20 protein-coding genes are annotated in these 18,280 nt (G+C 60.7%); 12 read left to right on the forward strand and 8 right to left on the reverse strand.

Going from position 1 to position 18,280, the window contains the following annotated elements; genetic code table 11:
• Positions 1 to 215 precede the first annotated feature (215 nt).
• Both HX839_RS01840 and HX839_RS01845 read right to left on the reverse strand, forming a co-directional pair.
• Positions 216 to 1,709 (reverse strand): CoA-acylating methylmalonate-semialdehyde dehydrogenase, encoded by a 1,494-nt coding sequence (locus HX839_RS01840; protein ID WP_003211182.1) that lies wholly within the window; start codon positions 1,707 to 1,709, stop codon positions 216 to 218.
• A 39-nt stretch (positions 1,710 to 1,748) separates the two neighbouring features.
• Positions 1,749 to 3,098, reverse strand: coding sequence for an aspartate aminotransferase family protein (locus tag HX839_RS01845; protein WP_008430786.1), 1,350 nt, complete (start codon positions 3,096 to 3,098; stop codon positions 1,749 to 1,751).
• A gap of 125 nt (positions 3,099 to 3,223) precedes the next feature.
• Between HX839_RS01845 and HX839_RS01850 the strand changes: the two genes are divergently transcribed.
• The 4 genes from HX839_RS01850 (at position 3,224) to HX839_RS01865 (ending at position 6,966) form a co-directional block, all read left to right on the forward strand.
• A complete protein-coding gene (locus tag HX839_RS01850) occupies positions 3,224 to 4,144 on the forward strand; it encodes a LysR family transcriptional regulator (protein WP_087693467.1) in 921 nt (306 codons plus the stop codon).
• Between the two features lie 86 nt (positions 4,145 to 4,230).
• Positions 4,231 to 5,625, forward strand: a complete 1,395-nt coding sequence (locus HX839_RS01855) for a uracil-xanthine permease family protein (RefSeq protein WP_003211176.1) — start codon at positions 4,231 to 4,233, stop codon at positions 5,623 to 5,625.
• A gap of 87 nt (positions 5,626 to 5,712) precedes the next feature.
• Positions 5,713 to 6,372 carry a TetR/AcrR family transcriptional regulator gene (locus HX839_RS01860; protein WP_003211175.1) on the forward strand — a complete coding sequence of 220 codons (660 nt, stop codon included), beginning with the start codon at positions 5,713 to 5,715 and terminating at the stop codon, positions 6,370 to 6,372.
• Between the two features lie 12 nt (positions 6,373 to 6,384).
• Complete coding sequence (locus HX839_RS01865; RefSeq protein ID WP_102368022.1) at positions 6,385 to 6,966, forward strand: YigZ family protein; 582 nt, start codon at positions 6,385 to 6,387, stop codon at positions 6,964 to 6,966.
• Positions 6,967 to 7,268: 302 nt separating this feature from the next.
• On the opposite strand, the gene HX839_RS01870 is transcribed toward HX839_RS01865, so the two are convergent.
• Positions 7,269 to 7,661 carry a hypothetical protein gene (locus HX839_RS01870; protein ID WP_177066668.1) on the reverse strand — a complete coding sequence of 131 codons (393 nt, stop codon included), beginning with the start codon at positions 7,659 to 7,661 and terminating at the stop codon, positions 7,269 to 7,271.
• A gap of 83 nt (positions 7,662 to 7,744) precedes the next feature.
• On the opposite strand from HX839_RS01870, the gene HX839_RS01875 reads away from it, so the two are divergent.
• The 3 genes from HX839_RS01875 (at position 7,745) to HX839_RS01885 (ending at position 10,313) form a co-directional block, all read left to right on the forward strand.
• Entirely contained in the window at positions 7,745 to 8,095 is a 351-nt protein-coding gene (locus tag HX839_RS01875) for a MerR family transcriptional regulator (RefSeq protein ID WP_003211171.1), read from the forward strand.
• A gap of 26 nt (positions 8,096 to 8,121) precedes the next feature.
• Positions 8,122 to 8,808: an SDR family oxidoreductase gene (locus tag HX839_RS01880; protein WP_003211169.1), complete on the forward strand. Its 687-nt coding sequence runs from the start codon at positions 8,122 to 8,124 to the stop codon at positions 8,806 to 8,808.
• A gap of 146 nt (positions 8,809 to 8,954) precedes the next feature.
• Entirely contained in the window at positions 8,955 to 10,313 is a 1,359-nt protein-coding gene (locus HX839_RS01885; RefSeq protein WP_177066669.1) for an 8-oxoguanine deaminase, read from the forward strand.
• Positions 10,314 to 10,468: 155 nt separating this feature from the next.
• Here HX839_RS01885 and HX839_RS01890 read toward each other — a convergent pair whose 3' ends face one another.
• On the reverse strand, positions 10,469 to 11,557 hold the full coding sequence (locus tag HX839_RS01890) for a calcium:proton antiporter (RefSeq protein ID WP_003211166.1): 1,089 nt from the start codon (positions 11,555 to 11,557) through the stop codon (positions 10,469 to 10,471).
• A 194-nt stretch (positions 11,558 to 11,751) separates the two neighbouring features.
• Here HX839_RS01890 and HX839_RS01895 point away from each other — a divergent pair, with 194 nt between their 5' ends.
• Positions 11,752 to 12,705, forward strand: a complete 954-nt coding sequence (locus tag HX839_RS01895) for an adenosine deaminase (protein ID WP_177066670.1) — start codon at positions 11,752 to 11,754, stop codon at positions 12,703 to 12,705.
• On the opposite strand, the gene HX839_RS01900 is transcribed toward HX839_RS01895, so the two are convergent.
• Both HX839_RS01900 and HX839_RS01905 read right to left on the reverse strand, forming a co-directional pair.
• Positions 12,702 to 13,394, reverse strand: coding sequence for a helix-turn-helix transcriptional regulator (locus HX839_RS01900; RefSeq protein WP_087693474.1), 693 nt, complete (start codon positions 13,392 to 13,394; stop codon positions 12,702 to 12,704). The two genes, HX839_RS01895 and HX839_RS01900, sit on opposite strands and share 4 nt — an antisense overlap.
• A 138-nt stretch (positions 13,395 to 13,532) precedes the next feature.
• The gene (locus HX839_RS01905) at positions 13,533 to 14,462 is read right to left on the reverse strand and encodes a LysR family transcriptional regulator (protein ID WP_087693475.1); all 930 of its coding nucleotides are present in this window, start codon (positions 14,460 to 14,462) and stop codon (positions 13,533 to 13,535) included.
• A 117-nt stretch (positions 14,463 to 14,579) separates the two neighbouring features.
• Between HX839_RS01905 and HX839_RS01910 the strand changes: the two genes are divergently transcribed.
• The 3 genes from HX839_RS01910 (at position 14,580) to HX839_RS01920 (ending at position 16,240) form a co-directional block, all read left to right on the forward strand.
• The gene (locus HX839_RS01910) at positions 14,580 to 14,873 is read left to right on the forward strand and encodes a putative quinol monooxygenase (RefSeq protein ID WP_003211158.1); all 294 of its coding nucleotides are present in this window, start codon (positions 14,580 to 14,582) and stop codon (positions 14,871 to 14,873) included.
• Positions 14,874 to 14,901: 28 nt separating this feature from the next.
• Positions 14,902 to 15,915, forward strand: coding sequence for a zinc-binding alcohol dehydrogenase family protein (locus HX839_RS01915; RefSeq protein ID WP_177066671.1), 1,014 nt, complete (start codon positions 14,902 to 14,904; stop codon positions 15,913 to 15,915).
• 145 nt (positions 15,916 to 16,060) lie between these two features.
• Positions 16,061 to 16,240, forward strand: a complete 180-nt coding sequence (locus HX839_RS01920) for a hypothetical protein (RefSeq protein WP_003211153.1) — start codon at positions 16,061 to 16,063, stop codon at positions 16,238 to 16,240.
• 6 nt (positions 16,241 to 16,246) lie between these two features.
• Here the strand turns inward: HX839_RS01920 and HX839_RS01925 are convergent, their stop codons facing one another.
• Entirely contained in the window at positions 16,247 to 17,440 is a 1,194-nt protein-coding gene (locus tag HX839_RS01925; RefSeq protein WP_003211152.1) for a multidrug effflux MFS transporter, read from the reverse strand.
• A gap of 86 nt (positions 17,441 to 17,526) precedes the next feature.
• Positions 17,527 to 17,727, reverse strand: a complete 201-nt coding sequence (locus HX839_RS01930) for a heavy-metal-associated domain-containing protein (RefSeq protein ID WP_177020798.1) — start codon at positions 17,725 to 17,727, stop codon at positions 17,527 to 17,529.
• A gap of 147 nt (positions 17,728 to 17,874) precedes the next feature.
• On the opposite strand from HX839_RS01930, the gene HX839_RS01935 reads away from it, so the two are divergent.
• Entirely contained in the window at positions 17,875 to 18,255 is a 381-nt protein-coding gene (locus tag HX839_RS01935) for a hypothetical protein (RefSeq protein ID WP_003211148.1), read from the forward strand.
• Positions 18,256 to 18,280: the final 25 nt, after the last annotated feature.

Raw genomic sequence — 18,280 nt, forward strand, 5'->3', positions numbered from 1 at the left:
CTGGGCCTCGATGATCTGAAGCTACTCGCTGTCGAAACCTACATAACTCGTTGTTTACCAAGGAGTTTTCCGTTTCGACTGCGCCGGAAGTGGGGCGAATTATAGACTTCCAGAATCTGCCGTCAACACCTTTTTTCACAATACTGTCATATCGGTCAAAAAAGCCCTGAAAAGCAAAGGCCGGCCCCAAGGGGCCGGCCTTCTACTTACCGAACCTACAAGCTAGGAAAGGCAAACTGCGACGCCTCATGACTGGCCCGTTGCGGCCAGCGCTGGGTAATCGCCTTGCGACGCGTATAGAACCGCACCCCATCCGGCCCATAGGCATGCAAGTCGCCAAACAGCGAGCGCTTCCAGCCACCAAAGCTGTGATAAGCCACCGGCACCGGCAACGGCACGTTGACGCCAACCATACCCACTTCAATCTCGTCACAGAACAACCGCGCCGCCTCACCGTCACGGGTGAAGATACAGGTGCCGTTGCCGTACTCGTGATCGTTGATCAACTGCATGGCCGCTTCCAGGCTGTTCACCCGAACCACACACAGCACCGGCCCGAAGATCTCTTCCTTATAGATGCGCATCTGCGGGGTCACGCGGTCGAACAAACTGCCCCCCAGGAAGAAGCCATCTTCATTACCGGCAATACTCAGGCCACGACCATCGACGACCAACTCAGCACCCGAAGAAACGCCGTCCTCTATATAGCCACTGACTTTATCGCGCGCCTGGCCAGTGACCAGCGGCCCCATGTCCAATCCACACGTGGTGCCCGCACCAATCTTCAGCGCCTTGATCTGCGGCACCAGCTTGGCGACCAATGCGTCAGCCACCTGGTCGCCGACACACACGGCAACAGAGATCGCCATGCAACGCTCACCGCAAGAACCATACGCCGCGCCCATCAAGGCACTGACAGCGTTATCGAGATCCGCATCCGGCATCAGCACCGCATGGTTCTTCGCCCCGCCCAACGCCTGTACACGCTTGCCGCGCTTGGTGGCTTCGGAATAGATGTACTCGGCGATCGGCGTCGAGCCGACAAAGCTCAACGCCTTGACTTCCGGCGCTTCGATCAGCGCATCCACCGCGCCTTTATCGCCATGCACCACACTCAGCACGCCTTTAGGCAAGCCAGCTTCCTGCAACAACTGTGCAATCAGCAGCGTCGAGCTTGGATCACGCTCCGACGGCTTGAGGATGAAGCAGTTACCGCAGACGATCGCCAGCGGATACATCCACAAAGGCACCATCGCCGGGAAGTTGAATGGCGTAATACCGGCCACCACACCCAACGGCTGGAAGTCAGACCAGGCATCGATATTCGGGCCAACGTTACGGCTGTACTCGCCCTTGAGGATTTCCGGCGCCGAGCACGCGTACTCCACGTTCTCGATCCCGCGCTTGAGCTCACCGGCCGCATCTTCCAGGGTCTTGCCATGTTCTTCGCTGATCAGCTGGGAGATACGCGCTTCGTTCTGCTCAAGCAATTGCTTGAAACGAAACATCACCTGGGCACGCTTGGCCGGTGGCGTGTTACGCCAGGCCGGGAAAGCTGCCTTGGCCGAATCGATGGCGCTTTGAATGGTTTCACGGCTGGCCAACGGCACCTGGTGAATCACCTGGCCAGTCGACGGGTTGTACACGTCGGCAGTGCGACCGTTTTCGGTGACCAATTGGCCGTTGATCAAATGCTGGATGAGGCTCATGCAGGGCTCCTGAAAAGTTGCTCTATATAGAAGGAGAAATCAGTCGATCTTGTTCAGCACTTCGCCGACCGCATCGAACAAGCGATCCAGGTCCTGCGGCTTGCTGTTGAAGGTTGGGCCGAACTGCAGGGTGTCGCCGCCAAAGCGCACGTAGAAGCCGGCTTTCCACAAGGCCATGCCCGCTTCGAACGGACGCACGATGGCATCACCATCACGCGGGGCAATCTGGATCGCACCGGCCAGGCCATAGTTACGAATGTCGATCACGTTCTTGCTGCCCTTCAGGCCGTGCAGCGCATTCTCGAAATGCGGTGCGACTTCGGCCACGCTCTGCACCAGGTTTTCCTTCTGCAGCAGGTCGAGTGCCGCCAAGCCAGCCGCGCAGGCAACCGGGTGGGCCGAGTAGGTGTAGCCGTGCGGGAACTCCACCGCGTACTCAGGCGTCGCCTGATTCATGAACGTCTGATAAATCTCGGTGCTGGCAATCACCGCGCCCATCGGGATCGCGCCGTTGGTGACTTGCTTGGCAATGCACATCAGGTCCGGGGTCACACCGAAGCTGTCAGCACCAAACATCGAACCGGTACGACCGAAGCCGGTGATCACTTCGTCGAACACCAACAGGATGTTGTGCTGATCGCAGATCTCACGCAGACGCTTCAGGTAACCCTGCGGCGGAACCAGCACGCCGGCAGAGCCCGCCATCGGCTCAACAAACACCGCGGCGATGTTCGACGCATCGTGCAACTCGATCAGCTTGAGCAGCTCGTCCGCCAAGGCAATCCCGCCCAGCTCCGGCATGCCACGGGAGAACGCGTTGCTCGCCAGCAGGGTGTGAGGCAGATGGTCAACATCCATCAGCCCCTGACCAAAAATCTTACGGTTACCGTTCACGCCGCCCAGGCTGGTACCGGCGATGTTCACACCGTGATAACCACGGGCACGGCCGATCATCTTGGTCTTGGTCGCCTGGCCTTTCAGGCGCCAGTACGCACGCACCATCTTCACCGCGGTATCGGCGCACTCGGAGCCGGAGTCGGTGAAGAACACATGGTTCAGGTTGCCCGGCGTCAGGTCGGTAATCTTTTCTGCCAGCTGGAACGACAAAGGATGACCGTATTGGAAGCCCGGCGAGTAGTCCAACGTACCCAGTTGCTTGGAGACCGCTTCCTGGATTTCCTTGCGAGTGTGCCCGGCGCCGCAGGTCCATAGACCCGACAGCGAGTCATACACCTTGCGCCCCTTGTCATCGGTCAACCAGCTGCCTTCAGCTGCCACGATCAGGCGCGGGTCACGATGAAAGTTGCGGTTGGCGGTGTACGGCATCCAGTGCGCGTCCAGCTTCAATTGGCTGGCCAGGGTGGACGGAGCGTTTTCGGGCATGTTCATGAGCAAAACCTCGCAAGGCAAAAGGCAGCGTCGGGATTGAAAAGCGTTGTTGCAGCTAAATTGCCACGGGGATAAAGTCGGTGAAATCCAACTCTTCTAACCTTCAGTCAGGCCTTCACTAAACTATGAGCAGCCGTCGACCCGACCCTCTGGCCCAAGTCAGCGACTTCGATATCCGCCTGTTGCGCATCTTTCGCAGCGTGGTGGAGTGCGGTGGCTTCTCGGCGGCGGAAACCGTTCTGGGGATTGGCCGCTCGGCCATCAGCCAGCAAATGAGTGATCTTGAACAGCGCCTTGGCCTGCGCCTGTGCCAACGCGGGCGGGCGGGGTTTTCCCTGACCGAGGAGGGACGCGAGGTGTACCAGTCGGCGTTGCAGCTGCTCAGCGCCCTGGAAAGTTTTCGCACCGAGGTCAACGGCCTGCACCAACACTTGCGCGGCGAGCTGATCATCGGCCTGACCGACAATCTGGTCACCCTGCCCCACATGCGCATCACCCACGCCCTGGCACAGTTGAAGGAACGCGGCCCGGATGTACAGATCCAGATCCGCATGATCGCCCCCAATGAAGTCGAACAAGGGGTGCTCGACGGCCGCCTGCATGTCGGCGTAGTCCCCCAGGCCAGCGCCTTGTCGGGACTTGAATACCAGCCGCTGTACAGCGAACGCTCGCTGCTCTATTGCGCAGTGGGCCACCCGCTGTTTTACGCCGACGACAAGCAACTGGACGACGACCGCGTCAACAGCCAGGACGCCATCGCCCCGACCTTCCGCCTGCCCGCGGATATCCAGGCGCACTACCAGGCACTCAATTGCACCGCCAGTGCCTCGGACCGCGAGGGCATGGCCTTCCTGATCCTGACCGGCCGCTACATCGGCTACCTGCCCGACCACTACGCCAGCCTGTGGGTACAACAAGGCCGACTGCGCGCGCTGAAACCGGCTACACGTTTTTACGATTTGAGCCTCGCTTCGGTCACGCGCAAGGGCCGTCGCCCTCATTTGGTGCTGGAAAGCTTCCTCGAAAGTCTGGCCGCAACGCGCTAACACGGGCCTTACATAAAAACCTGAGCAACTGGACAGCTTTTTGCAAGACAAGGGGATCTCGAACCGTCAGCCATGAGTTCCCCGCCATGCCGCCAGAATCCAACACCCCCAGCGACCTGATCTACGGCCTCAACGATCGGCCCAAACCTTTGCCTGCATTGCTTGCCGCGTTGCAGCATGTGTTGGCTGCCTTCGTCGGCATCATCACCCCGCCGCTGATCATTGGCTCTACCCTGGGCCTGACCGCCCACCTGCCCTACCTGATCAGCATGGCATTGATGGTTTCCGGTGTGGGCACCTTCATCCAGGCGCGCAGGCCGTTTGGCATTGGCGCCGGGATGATCTGCCTGCAAGGCACCAGCTTCGCGTTTCTCGGCGCCGTATTGTCGGCCGGGTTTCTGGTCAAGCAACGCGGCGGCAGCCCGGAAGACATCCTGGCGATGATTTTCGGTATCTGCTTCTTCGGCGCCGCAGTGCAGGTCGTGTTGAGCCGTTTCATCGGTCAGCTCAAAAGGGTAATCACGCCGCTGGTGACCGGCATCGTCATCACACTGATCGGCATCAGCCTGATCAAGGTCGGCATCACTGACCTTGGAGGCGGCTTCAATGCCCCGGACTTCGGCGCGCCAACCAACCTGGCACTCGGCCTGTTCGTGGTACTGACCATCATCCTGCTGAACCGCTCGAACACGCCATGGGTACGGCTCTCCGCCATCATCATCGGCCTCGCACTGGGCAGCCTCGCCGCCTGGTTCAGCGGCAAGTTGGTGCCCCAAGCCTTGCCTGATTTGCCATTGATCAGCCTGCCTACACCGTTCCACTTCGGTTTCAACTTCGATTGGAGCGCTTTCCTGCCGGTAGCACTGATTTATCTGATCAGCACCATCGAAACCGTCGGCGACCTCACTGCCAATTGCATGATCGCCCGCCAGCCCATCAGCGGCCCTTCCTATATAAGCCGACTCAAGGGTGGCGTACTGGGAGATGGCATCAGTTGCATGATCGCAGCCACCTTCAGTGCCTTTCCCAACACCACATTCGCCCAGAACAACGGCGTGATCCAGCTGACCGGCGTGGCCAGCCGTTACGTCGGCTTGTACATCGGCGCGGTACTGTTTTGCCTCGGGCTGTTTCCGTTGATTGGTGCGGTGCTGCAGCAAATCCCCAAGCCGGTGCTGGGCGGCGCAACCCTGGTGATGTTCGGCAGCGTAGCGGCGGCCGGCGTGCGCATTCTCGCCCAGGCCCCGCTGGATCGGCGCAGCATGCTGATCATCGCCACCTCGTTCGGCGTCGGCCTGGGGATCGCGGCGCAACCGAACCTGCTGCACCTGATGCCAACCCTGGTGCAGAACCTGTTCGACTCGGCCATCACCAGCGGCGGCCTGACCGCCATCGTATTGTGCCTGCTGCTACCTGAAGCCAAGGCTCCCGTGGATGCCGCAAACCGGACCCTGGAAAGCGACACTCTGGAGCCGCTTTAAGGGTTTTATCGTATCGGGACTTGTCTGGGGCTTGAGGGTGGGTTATCTGTGCACACGTCGCCTTCATCGATCTGCACGGAAACCTCCATGAGCCTCGAAGTTCCTGCCCACAGCAACCACGCCGGAAAACCTGCAAGCCGCATTCGCCAAAAGAACGAACAAGCGATTTTGCAGGCCGCCGAAGACGAGTTCGCCCGTCATGGCTACAAAGGCACCAGCATGAACACCATCGCGGCGAGTGCCGGGTTGCCGAAAGCCAACTTGCACTACTACTTCACCAACAAGCTGGGCCTGTACATCGCGGTGCTCAGCAACATCCTCGAATTGTGGGACAGCACCTTCAACACCCTGACCGCCGAGGATGACCCGGCGGCCGCCCTGACCCGCTATATCCGCACCAAGATGGAATTCTCCCGGCGCCAGCCACAAGCCTCGCGGATCTTCGCGATGGAGATCATCAGCGGCGGTGAGTGCCTGACCGAATATTTCAGCCAGGACTACCGCGCCTGGTTCAGCGGCCGTGCGGCGGTATTCCAGGCCTGGATCGACGCCGGCAAGATGGACCCTATCGACCCGGTGCACCTGATCTTCCTGCTGTGGGGCAGCACCCAGCATTACGCCGACTTTGCCACCCAGATCTGCCGCGTGACCGGGCGCACCAAGCTGACCAAGCAGGACATGGAAGACGCCGGCACCAACCTTATCCACATCATTCTCAAAGGCTGTGGCATCAAGCCGGCCCTCTAAACGAAGTTACCCATGCCTTTCACGCTTACCGGCCTTTGCGAGTTTCGCGAAGAAATTCGCAAAAGCCGCTTCATTACCCTCGCCGCCCCGATCAGCAGCCCCCAGGACGCCCAGGCCTTCATCGACCAGCACAGCGACCTGAACGCCACGCACAACTGCTGGGCCTGGAAACTCGGCGATCAATACCGCAGCAACGACGACGGCGAACCCGGCGGCACGGCCGGGCGGCCGATCCTGGCCGCGATCGAAGCGCAGGATTGCGACCAGGTCGTGGTGCTGGTGATCCGCTGGTACGGCGGCATCCAACTGGGCACCGGCGGCCTGGCCCGCGCCTATGGCGGCGGCGCGAACAAATGCCTGCAAGCCGCCGAACGCGTCGAGCTGATCAAACGGGTGCCGCTGAGCTGCTCCTGTGGTTTTGCCGAGCTGCAGTTGGTGAAGCTGCGAGTGGCCGAACTGGGTGGGCTGGTGATGGAAGAAACCTTCACCGCCAATGGCGTCGACCTGCAGTTGGCCCTCGGCGAGGCACATATCGACACCCTGCAAGCGCAGCTCGCCGACCTGAGTCGCGGGCGCATTCTGCTGGAGCGCTGAAACTGCCCACATCTACTGTGCACCTGCCTGTGGATAACCTGAGCACACTCGCCTGTAACCCTTCTGTCACAAGGGTTTCAGACGGTTGTACAGTTTTTGTTCAAGGCACTGCACGAAAGTATTAATCCAGCTCAAAAACAGTCAGTTAGGCGGGTTATGTCCTTTAGAACAAAGGGCCACAGCGCTTATATCCACCGGTCACGCTTGCGCACAATTACTGTGGAGCAACCTGTGGATAACCCGTGCAAGAGTGACCCCGCAGCAGAGCCTGCAACGTTCCGGCACAACTGAGCATTTTTTGATCAACTTGCTGCTCGGCGCACCGGTATCAACTGAGCCACCGCCCACAGCACTTCAAACACCACGACAATCACCAATACAGTACTGGCATCATGGGCCAGCGCGTAGATCTGCCAGGTGGCAAACAGCACTCGGCCGGCGGCGTCGTAGCGGCCAAAGATCGCTTGTGGGTCGCGGATTCGCAGCACCGACCACACGCAGACAATCGAGCCCATCAGGTTCGCCATCAACATATGCACAGGCGCGAACGGCGGCAGCTCGCCGGGCAGGTTCAACGCCACCAGGGCGTTATGCAGCAGGACAAACGTCCAGGGTGTGACCAGTGCGGCGGTGACGATCAGGTCGTACCAACCGCTGGCCCGAACCAGTCGACGGTATTGGTGTGCGGTCCACATAGCCGTAAGCTCCTTAAATTCAAGAAGCCAGCAGGCTAAAGCCTGGAGTATGCTCCAGGGTCAAGCCCCCTTGAGCCCTCTACATGCGTATCGGCGAATTAGCCCAGGCCAGCCAGGTCAGTCGCGACACCCTGCGTTTCTACGAGCAACGCGGGCTGATTGCCGCGCAACGCAGTGCCAACGGTTACCGTGACTACCCCGCCGACATGGTGCAACTGGTGCTGTACATCAAGACCGCCCAGCGCCTGGGCTTCAGCCTGGGTGAAATCGGCAACAGCGTCGGCGCATTATGGCAAGCTCCAGACCCCGACAGCGCCGTGACCCAGCTCCTGCAAGACAAGCTCAACCTGATCGAAACCCGCATCGCCGAACTCGACCAACTGCGCCAAGAGTTGCAGCAAAGGCTCGGCCAGCGTTGTCCACTGAACCCGTGAACCTCCACCGTCAAAGGAAGCCATTCATGTCCACTTCAAAAACCGCACTGATTATCGGCGCCTCCCGGGGCCTGGGCCTTGGCCTGGCCAAGCAACTGCTGGCGGACGGCTGGGAGGTGACCGCCACCGTGCGCGACCCGCAAAAGGCCGATGCCTTGAAGGCCTTGGGCGAGGTGCAAATCGAAAAGCTCGACATGGATGACCAGCAGGCGGTAATCGCCCTCAGCCAGCGCCTCAAGGAAAAAACCTTCGACCTGCTGTTCGTCAACGCCGGTGTCAAAGGCCCGGCCAACCAGGAACCGGGCCACGCCACCCTGGCTGAAGTCGGCCAACTGTTTTTCACCAATGCCGTGGCGCCGATCAACCTGGCCCAGCGTTTTGTCGGGCAGATCCGCCCAGGCACCGGCGTGCTGGCCTTCATGAGTTCGATTCTGGGCAGTGTCACCATTCCCGACGGCTCGGATCTGGCGCTGTACAAGGCCAGCAAGGCCGCCCTCAACTCCATGACCAACAGCTTCGTCACCCAATTGGGCGATCAGAAACTGACCGTGCTGTCGTTGCACCCGGGCTGGGTGAAAACCGACATGGGTGGCGAAAACGCCCACATCGACGTGCCCACCAGCGTGCGCGGCCTGGTTGACCAGGTGAATGCCTACACCGGCAAGGGCGGCCATCACTTTGTGGACTACAAGGGCGACACCATCGCCTGGTAAAAAAACCGGGATCGTTATCGGCCGATTGCCGTCGATAACGATCCACACGTAAACTGCGCACCTCGCCCTCCCCGGCGACCCTGGATCAGCAGACAGGGCAACACTGAGCTGGCAAACCTGAACCCATCATTCAGAGGAGCCGGCCAATGCCTGCGACCCGTATCTGGTTAAAAAAACCCCTCGCGATTTTCACTGCCAATGGCCTCGACGCCCGTGGCGGCCTGGTGCTGCAAGACGGTGTGATCACCGAAGTGCTGGGCTGGGGCCGAGAACCCTCAATACCCTGTGGGCAAGTATTCGATGCCCGCGAGCATGTGGTGCTTCCGGGGCTGATCAACACCCACCATCACTTCTATCAAACCCTGACCCGCGCCTGGGCGCCGGTGGTCAACCAGCCGCTGTTTCCCTGGTTGAAAACCCTGTATCCAGTCTGGGCCCGACTCACCCCGGAAAAACTCGCCCTGGCGAGCAAAGTGGCCCTGGCCGAACTGCTGCTCTCGGGCTGCACCACGGCGGCAGACCACCACTACCTGTTCCCGGACGGCCTGGAACAGGCGATCGACGTGCAGGTCGACAGCGTGCGCGAACTGGGCATGCGCGCCATGCTCACCCGCGGCTCCATGAGCCTGGGCGAGGCCGACGGCGGGCTGCCACCGCAACAAACCGTGCAGCAAGGCGAAGTGATTCTGGAAGACAGCCGCCGCCTGATCCGCCAGTACCACGAGCGCGGCGACGGCGCACAAATCCAGATCGCCCTGGCGCCCTGCTCGCCATTTTCCGTCACCCCGGAAATCATGGAAGCCAGCGCCGAGCTGGCCAACAACCTCGACGTGCGCCTGCATACCCACCTGGCGGAAACCCTCGACGAAGAAGACTTCTGCCTGCAGCGTTTCGGCCTGCGCACCGTGGATTACCTCGACAGCGTCGGCTGGCTAGGCCCGCGCACGTGGCTGGCCCACGGGATTCACTTCAACCCTGAAGAAATCGCACGCCTCGGAGCTGCCGGTACCGGTATCTGCCATTGCCCGAGCTCGAACATGCGCCTGGCTTCCGGGATATGCCCAACGCTGGACCTGCTGGCCGCCGGTGCACCGATTGGCCTGGGGGTGGACGGTTCGGCGTCCAATGATGCGTCGAACATGATCCTCGAAACGCGCCAGGCCCTGTACATCCAGCGCCTGCGTTACGGGGCAGAGAAGATCACCCCGGAACGGGTGTTGGGTTGGGCGACAAAAGGTTCGGCGCAGTTACTCGGTCGCGCCGACATCGGCGAACTGGCCGTAGGCAAACAGGCCGACCTGGCGTTGTTCAAGCTCGATGAACTGCGCTTCTCCGGCAGCCATGACCCGATCTCGGCGCTGCTGCTGTGTGGCGCCGACCGAGCGGACCGGGTGATGGTCGGCGGCAAATGGCGGGTGATCGACGGGCAGGTCGAGGGCCTGGACCTGAAAGGCTTGATTGCCGATCACAGCCAGGCGGCGCGGGAACTGATCAACCGGACTTAACTGAAGAAACACTTTTCAAATGTGGGAGCGGGCTTGCTCGCGAATGCGTTGGGTCAGTCAACATATCTGGCGACTGACACTCCGTATTCGCGAGCAAGCCCGCTCCCACACAAGCCCGGTTTCCACAATTATTTCTGCGGTGTTTTCAGGATTGGTTACAGTCCAAGCAGCGACAGCATGATAAACGTCGCAAACAACACAAAATGGGTCATCCCTTCGATGGCGTTGGTTTCGCCATCGTTGAGGTTGATCGCACTGACAATCAGCGTGATAAACACCATCACGGTCTGCACCGGCGTCATCGCCATCTGAAACGGCTGGCCGGTGTACAAGGCCATGGCTTCCATCACCGGCACGGTCAAAATCACCGTCGACAGTGAAGCCCCCAGCGCGATGTTCACCACCGACTGCATGCGGTTGGCCAGCGCTGCGCGCAACGCGGTCAAAATCTCCGGGGCGGCGGAAATCGCAGCCACGATGATCGCCGTGATTACCGGTGGAGCGCCCGTGCCTTCCAGGCCCAGGTCGAGGGTCTTGGACATCACCTCGGCCAACGCACCAATCACGATCACGCCAAACACCAACGTCCCGATGGAAAACGCCAGGTTGATCGGCGGCGACTCTTCTTCCGGCTGTTTCTTGCGGCGTTTTTCCGGGTAGCTGTAGCTGAAGAAATAACTGTGGGGCCCCACCTGCATCCGCAGGAACAACGTGTAGAGCACTACCATCGCGCCGATGGTGAAGGCCGAGTAAATTTTCCAGTCGGCCTCGGGGATAAATTCCGGCACCACCATCGACACACCCATGGCGGTAAGGATCATCACGCTGTAGGTGCGCGCCGAATCGTCGTTGTAGGACTGTTCACCATGCTTGATGCCGCCCATCAGCGCGGCCAGGCCGAGGATGCCGTTGATGTCGAGCATCACCGCCGAATAAATGGTGTCGCGCACCAGGGTCGGCGAGGGCTCGTTGCTCATCATGATCGCCAGGATCACCACTTCCACCAGCACGGCGGCGAGGGTCAGGATCATGGTGCCGTAGGGGTCGCCGACCTTTTCCGCCAGTTGCTCGGCGTGATGGGCCACGCGCATCGAGGCCACGACGATAAAGCCGATCAGCGCTATGCCAGCCAACAGCGCCACCATCTGCCCGCTGTGCAGCATCCAGTGCTCCAGCGGGTAGGCAGCGATGGCGGCAATCAGCGCCAGCAGCATGAATTTTTCTTGCTTGATAGATGTGAGCATTGCAGGCCTTTTGAACGCGGCGAATCCGTCATTGATGGGGTACAGACTGCACCGCGCCGCTAACGTTTCGTTACACCTTAGTTCACTCATCGCTTGCACGACGATCGCGGATGCTCACCGCTTGGTCAGGTTTTGCCGATTATTTCGGCGTGCGCCTGTAGAATGCCGCCATTGCACCTGATGAGAATTTATAAATGTACGATTGGCTCAACGCCCTGCCCAAGGCTGAATTGCACCTGCACCTGGAAGGCTCGCTGGAGCCTGAGCTGCTGTTCGCCCTGGCTGAACGCAACAAGATCGCGCTGCCGTGGAACGACGTCGAAACCCTGCGCAAGGCCTACGCCTTCAACAACCTGCAAGAGTTTCTCGACCTCTACTACAAGGGCGCCGATGTACTGCGCACCTCCCAGGATTTCTACGACCTGACCTGGGCCTACCTGCTGCGCTGCAAGGCGCAGAACGTGATCCACACCGAACCGTTCTTCGACCCACAGACCCACACCGACCGTGGCGTACCGTTCGAAGTCGTGCTCAACGGCATCGCCGCCGCCTTGAAAGACGGCGAGCAACAACTGGGCATCACCAGCGGTTTGATCTTGAGCTTCCTGCGCCACTTGAGCGAAGAAGAGGCCGAAAAAACCCTCGACCAGGCACTGCCATTCCGTGACGCGTTTGTTGCCGTGGGCCTGGACAGCTCGGAAATGGGCCACCCACCGAGCAAGTTCCAGCGCGTGTTTGATCGTGCCCGTCACGAAGGTTTCCTGACCGTCGCCCACGCCGGTGAAGAAGGCCCGCCGGAGTACATCTGGGAAGCCATCGACCTGCTGAAGATCCAGCGTATCGACCATGGCGTACGCGCCATTGAAGACGAGCGCCTGATGCAGCGGATCATCGACGAACAGATCCCGCTGACGGTGTGCCCGTTGTCCAACACCAAGCTCTGCGTGTTCGACGACATGTCCCAGCACAACGTCCTCGACATGCTTGAGCGTGGGGTGAAAGTGACGGTGAACTCGGACGATCCGGCGTACTTCGGCGGTTATGTCACCGAGAACTTCCATGCGCTGTACACCTCGCTGGGCATGACCCAGGACCAGGCCAAACGCCTGGCGCAAAACAGCCTGGATGCACGGTTGGTCAAGCCTTAATCACCGACCGGTCTGGCGAGCCGGGCAATTTCCAGTTGCCCGGCTTCACTGACCTGCAACGCCTGGGACTCATTGATCACGCTGACCCAGTTCGACTGCAGGCACAACTGCAACAACGCGGCCCCCAACGCACCGCCCAGGTGTGGCTGCTGTTCGCTCCAATCAAAACAATCGCACACGATCGGCTGAGCCAGTGCCTGGGTAAAAATCCCCAGCGCTGCGAGTTTGCGCGCACCTGACGGCGTCACGTCCGTACGCTGTTCCGCGCGCTCGATCCACCCGGCCGCCATCATCCGTTGATACAAACCCGCTGCCAGCTCGCCCCCCAGGTGACCATGGCACAGCCGCGCTCGCCGTAAAGCCGCAGGCGCAGTCAATGACCGCGAATGAATGGGCGTGCTGCGGGCGACGCTGGCCATCGTGGTGCAGGCCAATGCATCCACGGCGGCCGCCACATCGGCGGCGGCCACCCGGAAAAAGCGTTTGCCGCTGCGGGCTTCGACACGCAACAGGCCACCGGCCGTCAATCGCGTCAGATGCGCATTCGCCGAGGCCGATGACAGCCCGGCAAGTGCCGCCAACTCATCGGAGGGTTTGGCCGAGCCGTCCATCAATGCCCACACCATCGCGGTGCGTTTCGGGTCGGCCAGCAAGGTGGCGATCTGACTGATGCAAGGTGCCTGTTCCATGTGCTCATTCACTCCCTGTTGAATCATTTGTCTGCTGCGTCTGGCGGAAAAGTATAAGCGTGAAAACGCCGGGTTCCGTGCCGTCTTACAGCGCAACCAAGGACAGAAGCTGAAGGAAATTTCCCGATATCCCCGGGGTTATGGTGTAGAGGCTGATCGCTCCGGCAATTGCGCAGTCAATGTCGCACAACGGGCAACGAGCATTTCCCGCAGAAGATTGATCGGCTTGCTCAGTTGCGCGCGATGGGCACACAACAGATTGAGCGGCGTACGTTCGCCCCGCAGCTCCGGCAGGATCAGCCGCAGGCGCCCCGCCAGCACATCCGAGCTGACATCCAGCCAGGACTTGTAGGCGATACCTACCCCCGCCACCGCCCAGCGTCGCACCACATCGGCATCATCACTGAAGCGGTCACCGGTCACCGTCAGGCCGACATCACGCTTGCCATCGTTAAACCCCCAATGGTCATGCACCCGGCTGCCGAGCATGTACAGCAGGCAATTGTGCTGGGTCAGTTGCTCCAGGTGGCGCGGCTCGCCGTGCCGCGCCAGATAGCTGGGAGCAGCGCAGAGCACGCGGCAGTTGTCCGGGGCGATGGGCAACGCGATCAGGCTGGAGTCTTCGGGTTCGCCGTAGCGCAGGGCGATATCCACCGGCTGGCGGAACAGGTCGGCAATCCGGTCGCCCAACAACAGGCGTACGCTCAGGTCGGGGTATTCGCGCTGGAACTCATCGAGCCAGGGCAGCAGCTGGTTGCGGCCAAAGTCCGACGGCGCCGAGAGTTGCAGCACCCCGCTGACCTGATCCTGGCCGCTGGCCAACAACCGCCGGCCTTCATCCAGGCTGCTCAAGGCGGCCCGGGCGTATTCCAGGAAGCCTTCGCCCTCGGCCGTCAGGCGCAGGCTGCGGGTGGAACGCGCCAACAACCGTGCGCCCAACTGCTGCTCGATGCGCTTCAACGCCGCGCTGGCCACCGCCGCCGACATGTCCATCACCCGTGCTGCCGCCGAAAGGCTGCCCAGGTCTGCCGCACGCACAAACAACTGCAAGTCATCAAAACGCAGCACGCCGACCGCCCATTATCAAAAAAGCATTGAAAGAGACTGCTCTTTTAGCGGGTTTTATCTTCCAGAGAAATAGCCAATCATCTGTCCATCCCGTTCATCACGTGTCTGGAGTCGAATATGTCTGCTGCCTTTAACGTCATCGCCACGCTGATCGCCAAACCCGGCCAACAGGCCACCCTGGAAACCCTACTGCGCGAGCTGCTGGAACCGACCCGCATCGAAGCCGGCTGCCAGCAGTACGACCTGCACCAGGACCTGCAACACCCCGAGACCTTCTACATGCTCGAACGCTGGAGTGACGACGCCGCGCTGGCCGACCACGACCAGAGCGCGCATATCCAGAATTTCCGCACCAAGGCTGCCGACGTGCTTGAGCATTTCGAACTCAAGCGCCTGAAGTTTATTGCCTGATCAACCGCCCCCTTTTTTGGAAACCATCATGAAAGCCATCGCCTACTACGCCGCACTGCCGATCAACGATCCAAAATCCCTGCAAGACATCAAACTGCCCGAACCGGTCGCCGGCCCCCGCGACCTGCTGGTGGAAGTCAAAGCCATCTCGGTGAACCCGGTGGACACCAAGGTGCGCCAGAACGTCGCCCCGGAAAACGGCGCGGCCAAAGTGCTGGGCTGGGACGTGGCCGGTGTGGTCAAGGCCGTGGGCAGCGAAGTCAGCCTGTTCAAGGTCGGCGACAAGGTGTTCTACGCCGGCTCCCTGGTACGCCCCGGCGGCAACAGCGAACTGCACACTGTCGATGAGCGCATCGTCGGCCATATGCCGAAAACCCTGGGTTTTGCCGACGCTGCTGCACTGCCGCTGACCGCCATCACCGCCTGGGAATTGCTCTTCGAACGCTTGCAAGTGCGTGAAGGCAAGGCCGATGAAGGCCAGAGCCTGCTGATTGTCGGTGCTTCGGGTGGTGTGGGATCGATCCTGACCCAACTGGCGAAACAGCTTACCGGCCTGAAAGTCATCGGCACCGCCTCCCGTCCTGAAACCCAGGCATGGGCCAAGGACCTGGGCGCCGACCTGGTGATCGACCACAGCAAACCGTTGAGCGAAGAGCTGAAAAACGCCGGCCATCCGCAGGTGAACTACGTCGCCAGCCTGACCCAGACCGACCAGCACCTGGACCAACTGGTGGAAGCGCTGATTCCCCAAGGCAAACTGGCGCTGATCGACGATCCAAAGGCATTGGACGTAAGCAAGCTCAAGCGCAAGAGCCTGTCGCTGCATTGGGAGTTCATGTACACCCGTTCGATGTTCGAGACCAGCGACATGATCGAGCAGCACAACCTGCTCAATCGCGTCGCCGAACTGATCGACGCCGGTACTCTGAAAACCACCGTGGGCGAGCACTTTGGCGTGATCAACGCGGCTAACCTGCGCCGCGCCCACGAACTGCTGGAAAGCGGCAAGGCCAAGGGCAAGATCGTGCTGGAAGGGTTCTAACGAAAGGTTCTGTCAGTGTCGTCTGTTATTCATGTGAGTAATGGACGACACCGCTAGTCAGAGACTTGATCCTTGTCATATTTGTGAGCGTATTCGGGTTTATATTGGCCGCCTTTGCCACGCAATTTACGTGAGGAAGTCAGCAATGAAGATCCTGATAAAAGCGCTAGCAAGATCCGAAGGCAACAAATGGCAGGTCCGTCTCGACCAGAACGCCTTTACCTTCCGCAGTGAGGCCGAGGCCCGCGCGTTTGCCGACACCCTGCAAACCCGTATCCAGGCGCCTCACCGATTCCCCGAAAGCCAGCAGCGCTCTGCTGGCTGATCCTGATCAGTCCGCCGCTTGCAGTGCCCGTTGGCGCTGCAGGCGCCGGGTCAGCATCGCGAACGTTACGGCCAATACGCCACACAAGCTGATGACCATTGCCATCGGCATCGCCGTGCCGTCGTGCAGCACGCCGACCAACGACGCTGCGCCTGCGGCCACACCAAACTGAATGCAACCGAGCAACGCCGACGCGCTGCCCGCCCGAGCGCCCTGCCCGCTCATGGCGCAAGCCGAGGTATTGGGCAAAATGCAGCCCAGGCTGGCGATGCAGATAAACAGCGGTACCAGCAGTGGCCACAAAGCGTCCGTACGCAGCGCAGTAATTGCCAGCAACGACAGACCCGCCGCCAGGTAAACCCACACCGTGCGCGACAGCAAAAATGCCGGGCCACGCGACGCGAGCAAACGCGCATTGACCTGTGCCACCAGGATAAAGCCCGCGGCATTCGAGCCGAATACCCAGCCGTAGTGTTCGGCGGGCACGCCATAGAGCTTGATAAAGACGAAGGGCGAGCCCGCGATGTAGGCAAACATACCGGCAATCGAGATGCCGCCGGTCAAGGCATAGCCCAGGTACACCCGGTCCGACAGCAACCGGCCGTACTGGCGCAGTGCGCCTGACAGCGGCTGGCGCGGTTGATGGGCCGGGAAGCTTTCCGGCAGCCCGACTGCTACCGCAATGGCCGCCATCACACTGAACGCCGTCAGCGCCAGGAAGATCGACTGCCAGCCCCACACGCCAACCATCACCCCGCCCGCCAGCGGCGCGAGGATCGGCGCCAGCCCGGTGACCAGCATCAGTTGGGAAAACACCTTGGCCGAGCCCACCGCGTCGCATTTATCGCTGACCACCGCCCGCGAGATCACCATGCCCGCGCAGCCGCCCAGGGCCTGGACGAAACGCGCGCCGATCAGCCATTCCAGGGACGGCGCGTACGCACAGGCGAAGGACGCCAGGGTAAACAGGGTGACGCCGCTGAGCAGCGGCCCGCGCCGGCCAAAACGGTCTGCCAGCGGTCCATAGATCAACTGGCCGATCGCCAGGCCCGTGAAGTACACGGCCAAGGTCAGCTGAATATGTTTTTCGTCGGTGCCGAATGCCACGGCCATGGCCGGGAAACCCGGCAGGTAGAAGTCGATGGCCAGCGGCGCGAACGCGCTCAAGGCCCCCAAGATCAGGATTATACGAAGGTTCATCAGGCACCCAGGTGAGTCGGCAGCCCAACAGTCTAGCCGGGCTCGGGTGCCTTGAACATTAAGTTAGCTCGCTAACTATCAGAAAATCAGGCGAGCTTGACGCTGTAGCCTTCCTCGCTGATCAGGTTGATCACCTCTGCCGGGGACAGCAGGCTGCCTTCCACCCTGACTTCCTTTGCCGCGAGGTCAACGAGCACGCTGGCCGCCGGGTCCTTATCCTGCACCGCCTGGGTTACCGAGCGGACACAGTGGCCGCAGGTCATTCCTTCAACGCTGAATACTTGCATGACATGACTCCTTTAATGAGGTTGCTCGCAGTGTTGACCTTGCCATGATGGCAAGGTCAAGTTCTGAAAACATCGGCCGGGCTGGCATTCATTCGCGCCCTCGGCCAAGCTGCACTTATCCACGATGTGAACCTCGGAGAATTCGCCATGCGCTGGTCATTTTTTGGCCTTGTCAGCCTGATGGGCTTGTTTGCTGCTGTGCCACCGGCCAGCGCAGATGAAGATTATGCGGTGCTGATCATTTCCCGGGAGCGCCTGGAAGTGCCGACCAACTGCGAGATTGGCTTGTACATCCAGGACCAGTTGGCCGGGCGGCTGTTCCAGGAGCAGGCCACGTCATTCAACTTGCCGGCCGGGAATGTGTCGTTGCGCCTGAAGTTGTTGCCGGGGCAATCCCAGGGTTGCTTGCCGGGCATGCTCGCACCACCGGCGCAAAACATTACGTTGAAGGCGGGTGACGTGCGCAAGTTGCGTATCGCGCAAGGGCCGGACGGCATGTACCTGAAACCGGCCGCACTGGAATACTAAGCCCCGAAAACCTGTAGGAGCGAGC

It is taken from the genome of Pseudomonas sp. I8001, from assembly GCF_013385345.1.
GTDB lineage: Bacteria > Pseudomonadota > Gammaproteobacteria > Pseudomonadales > Pseudomonadaceae > Aquipseudomonas.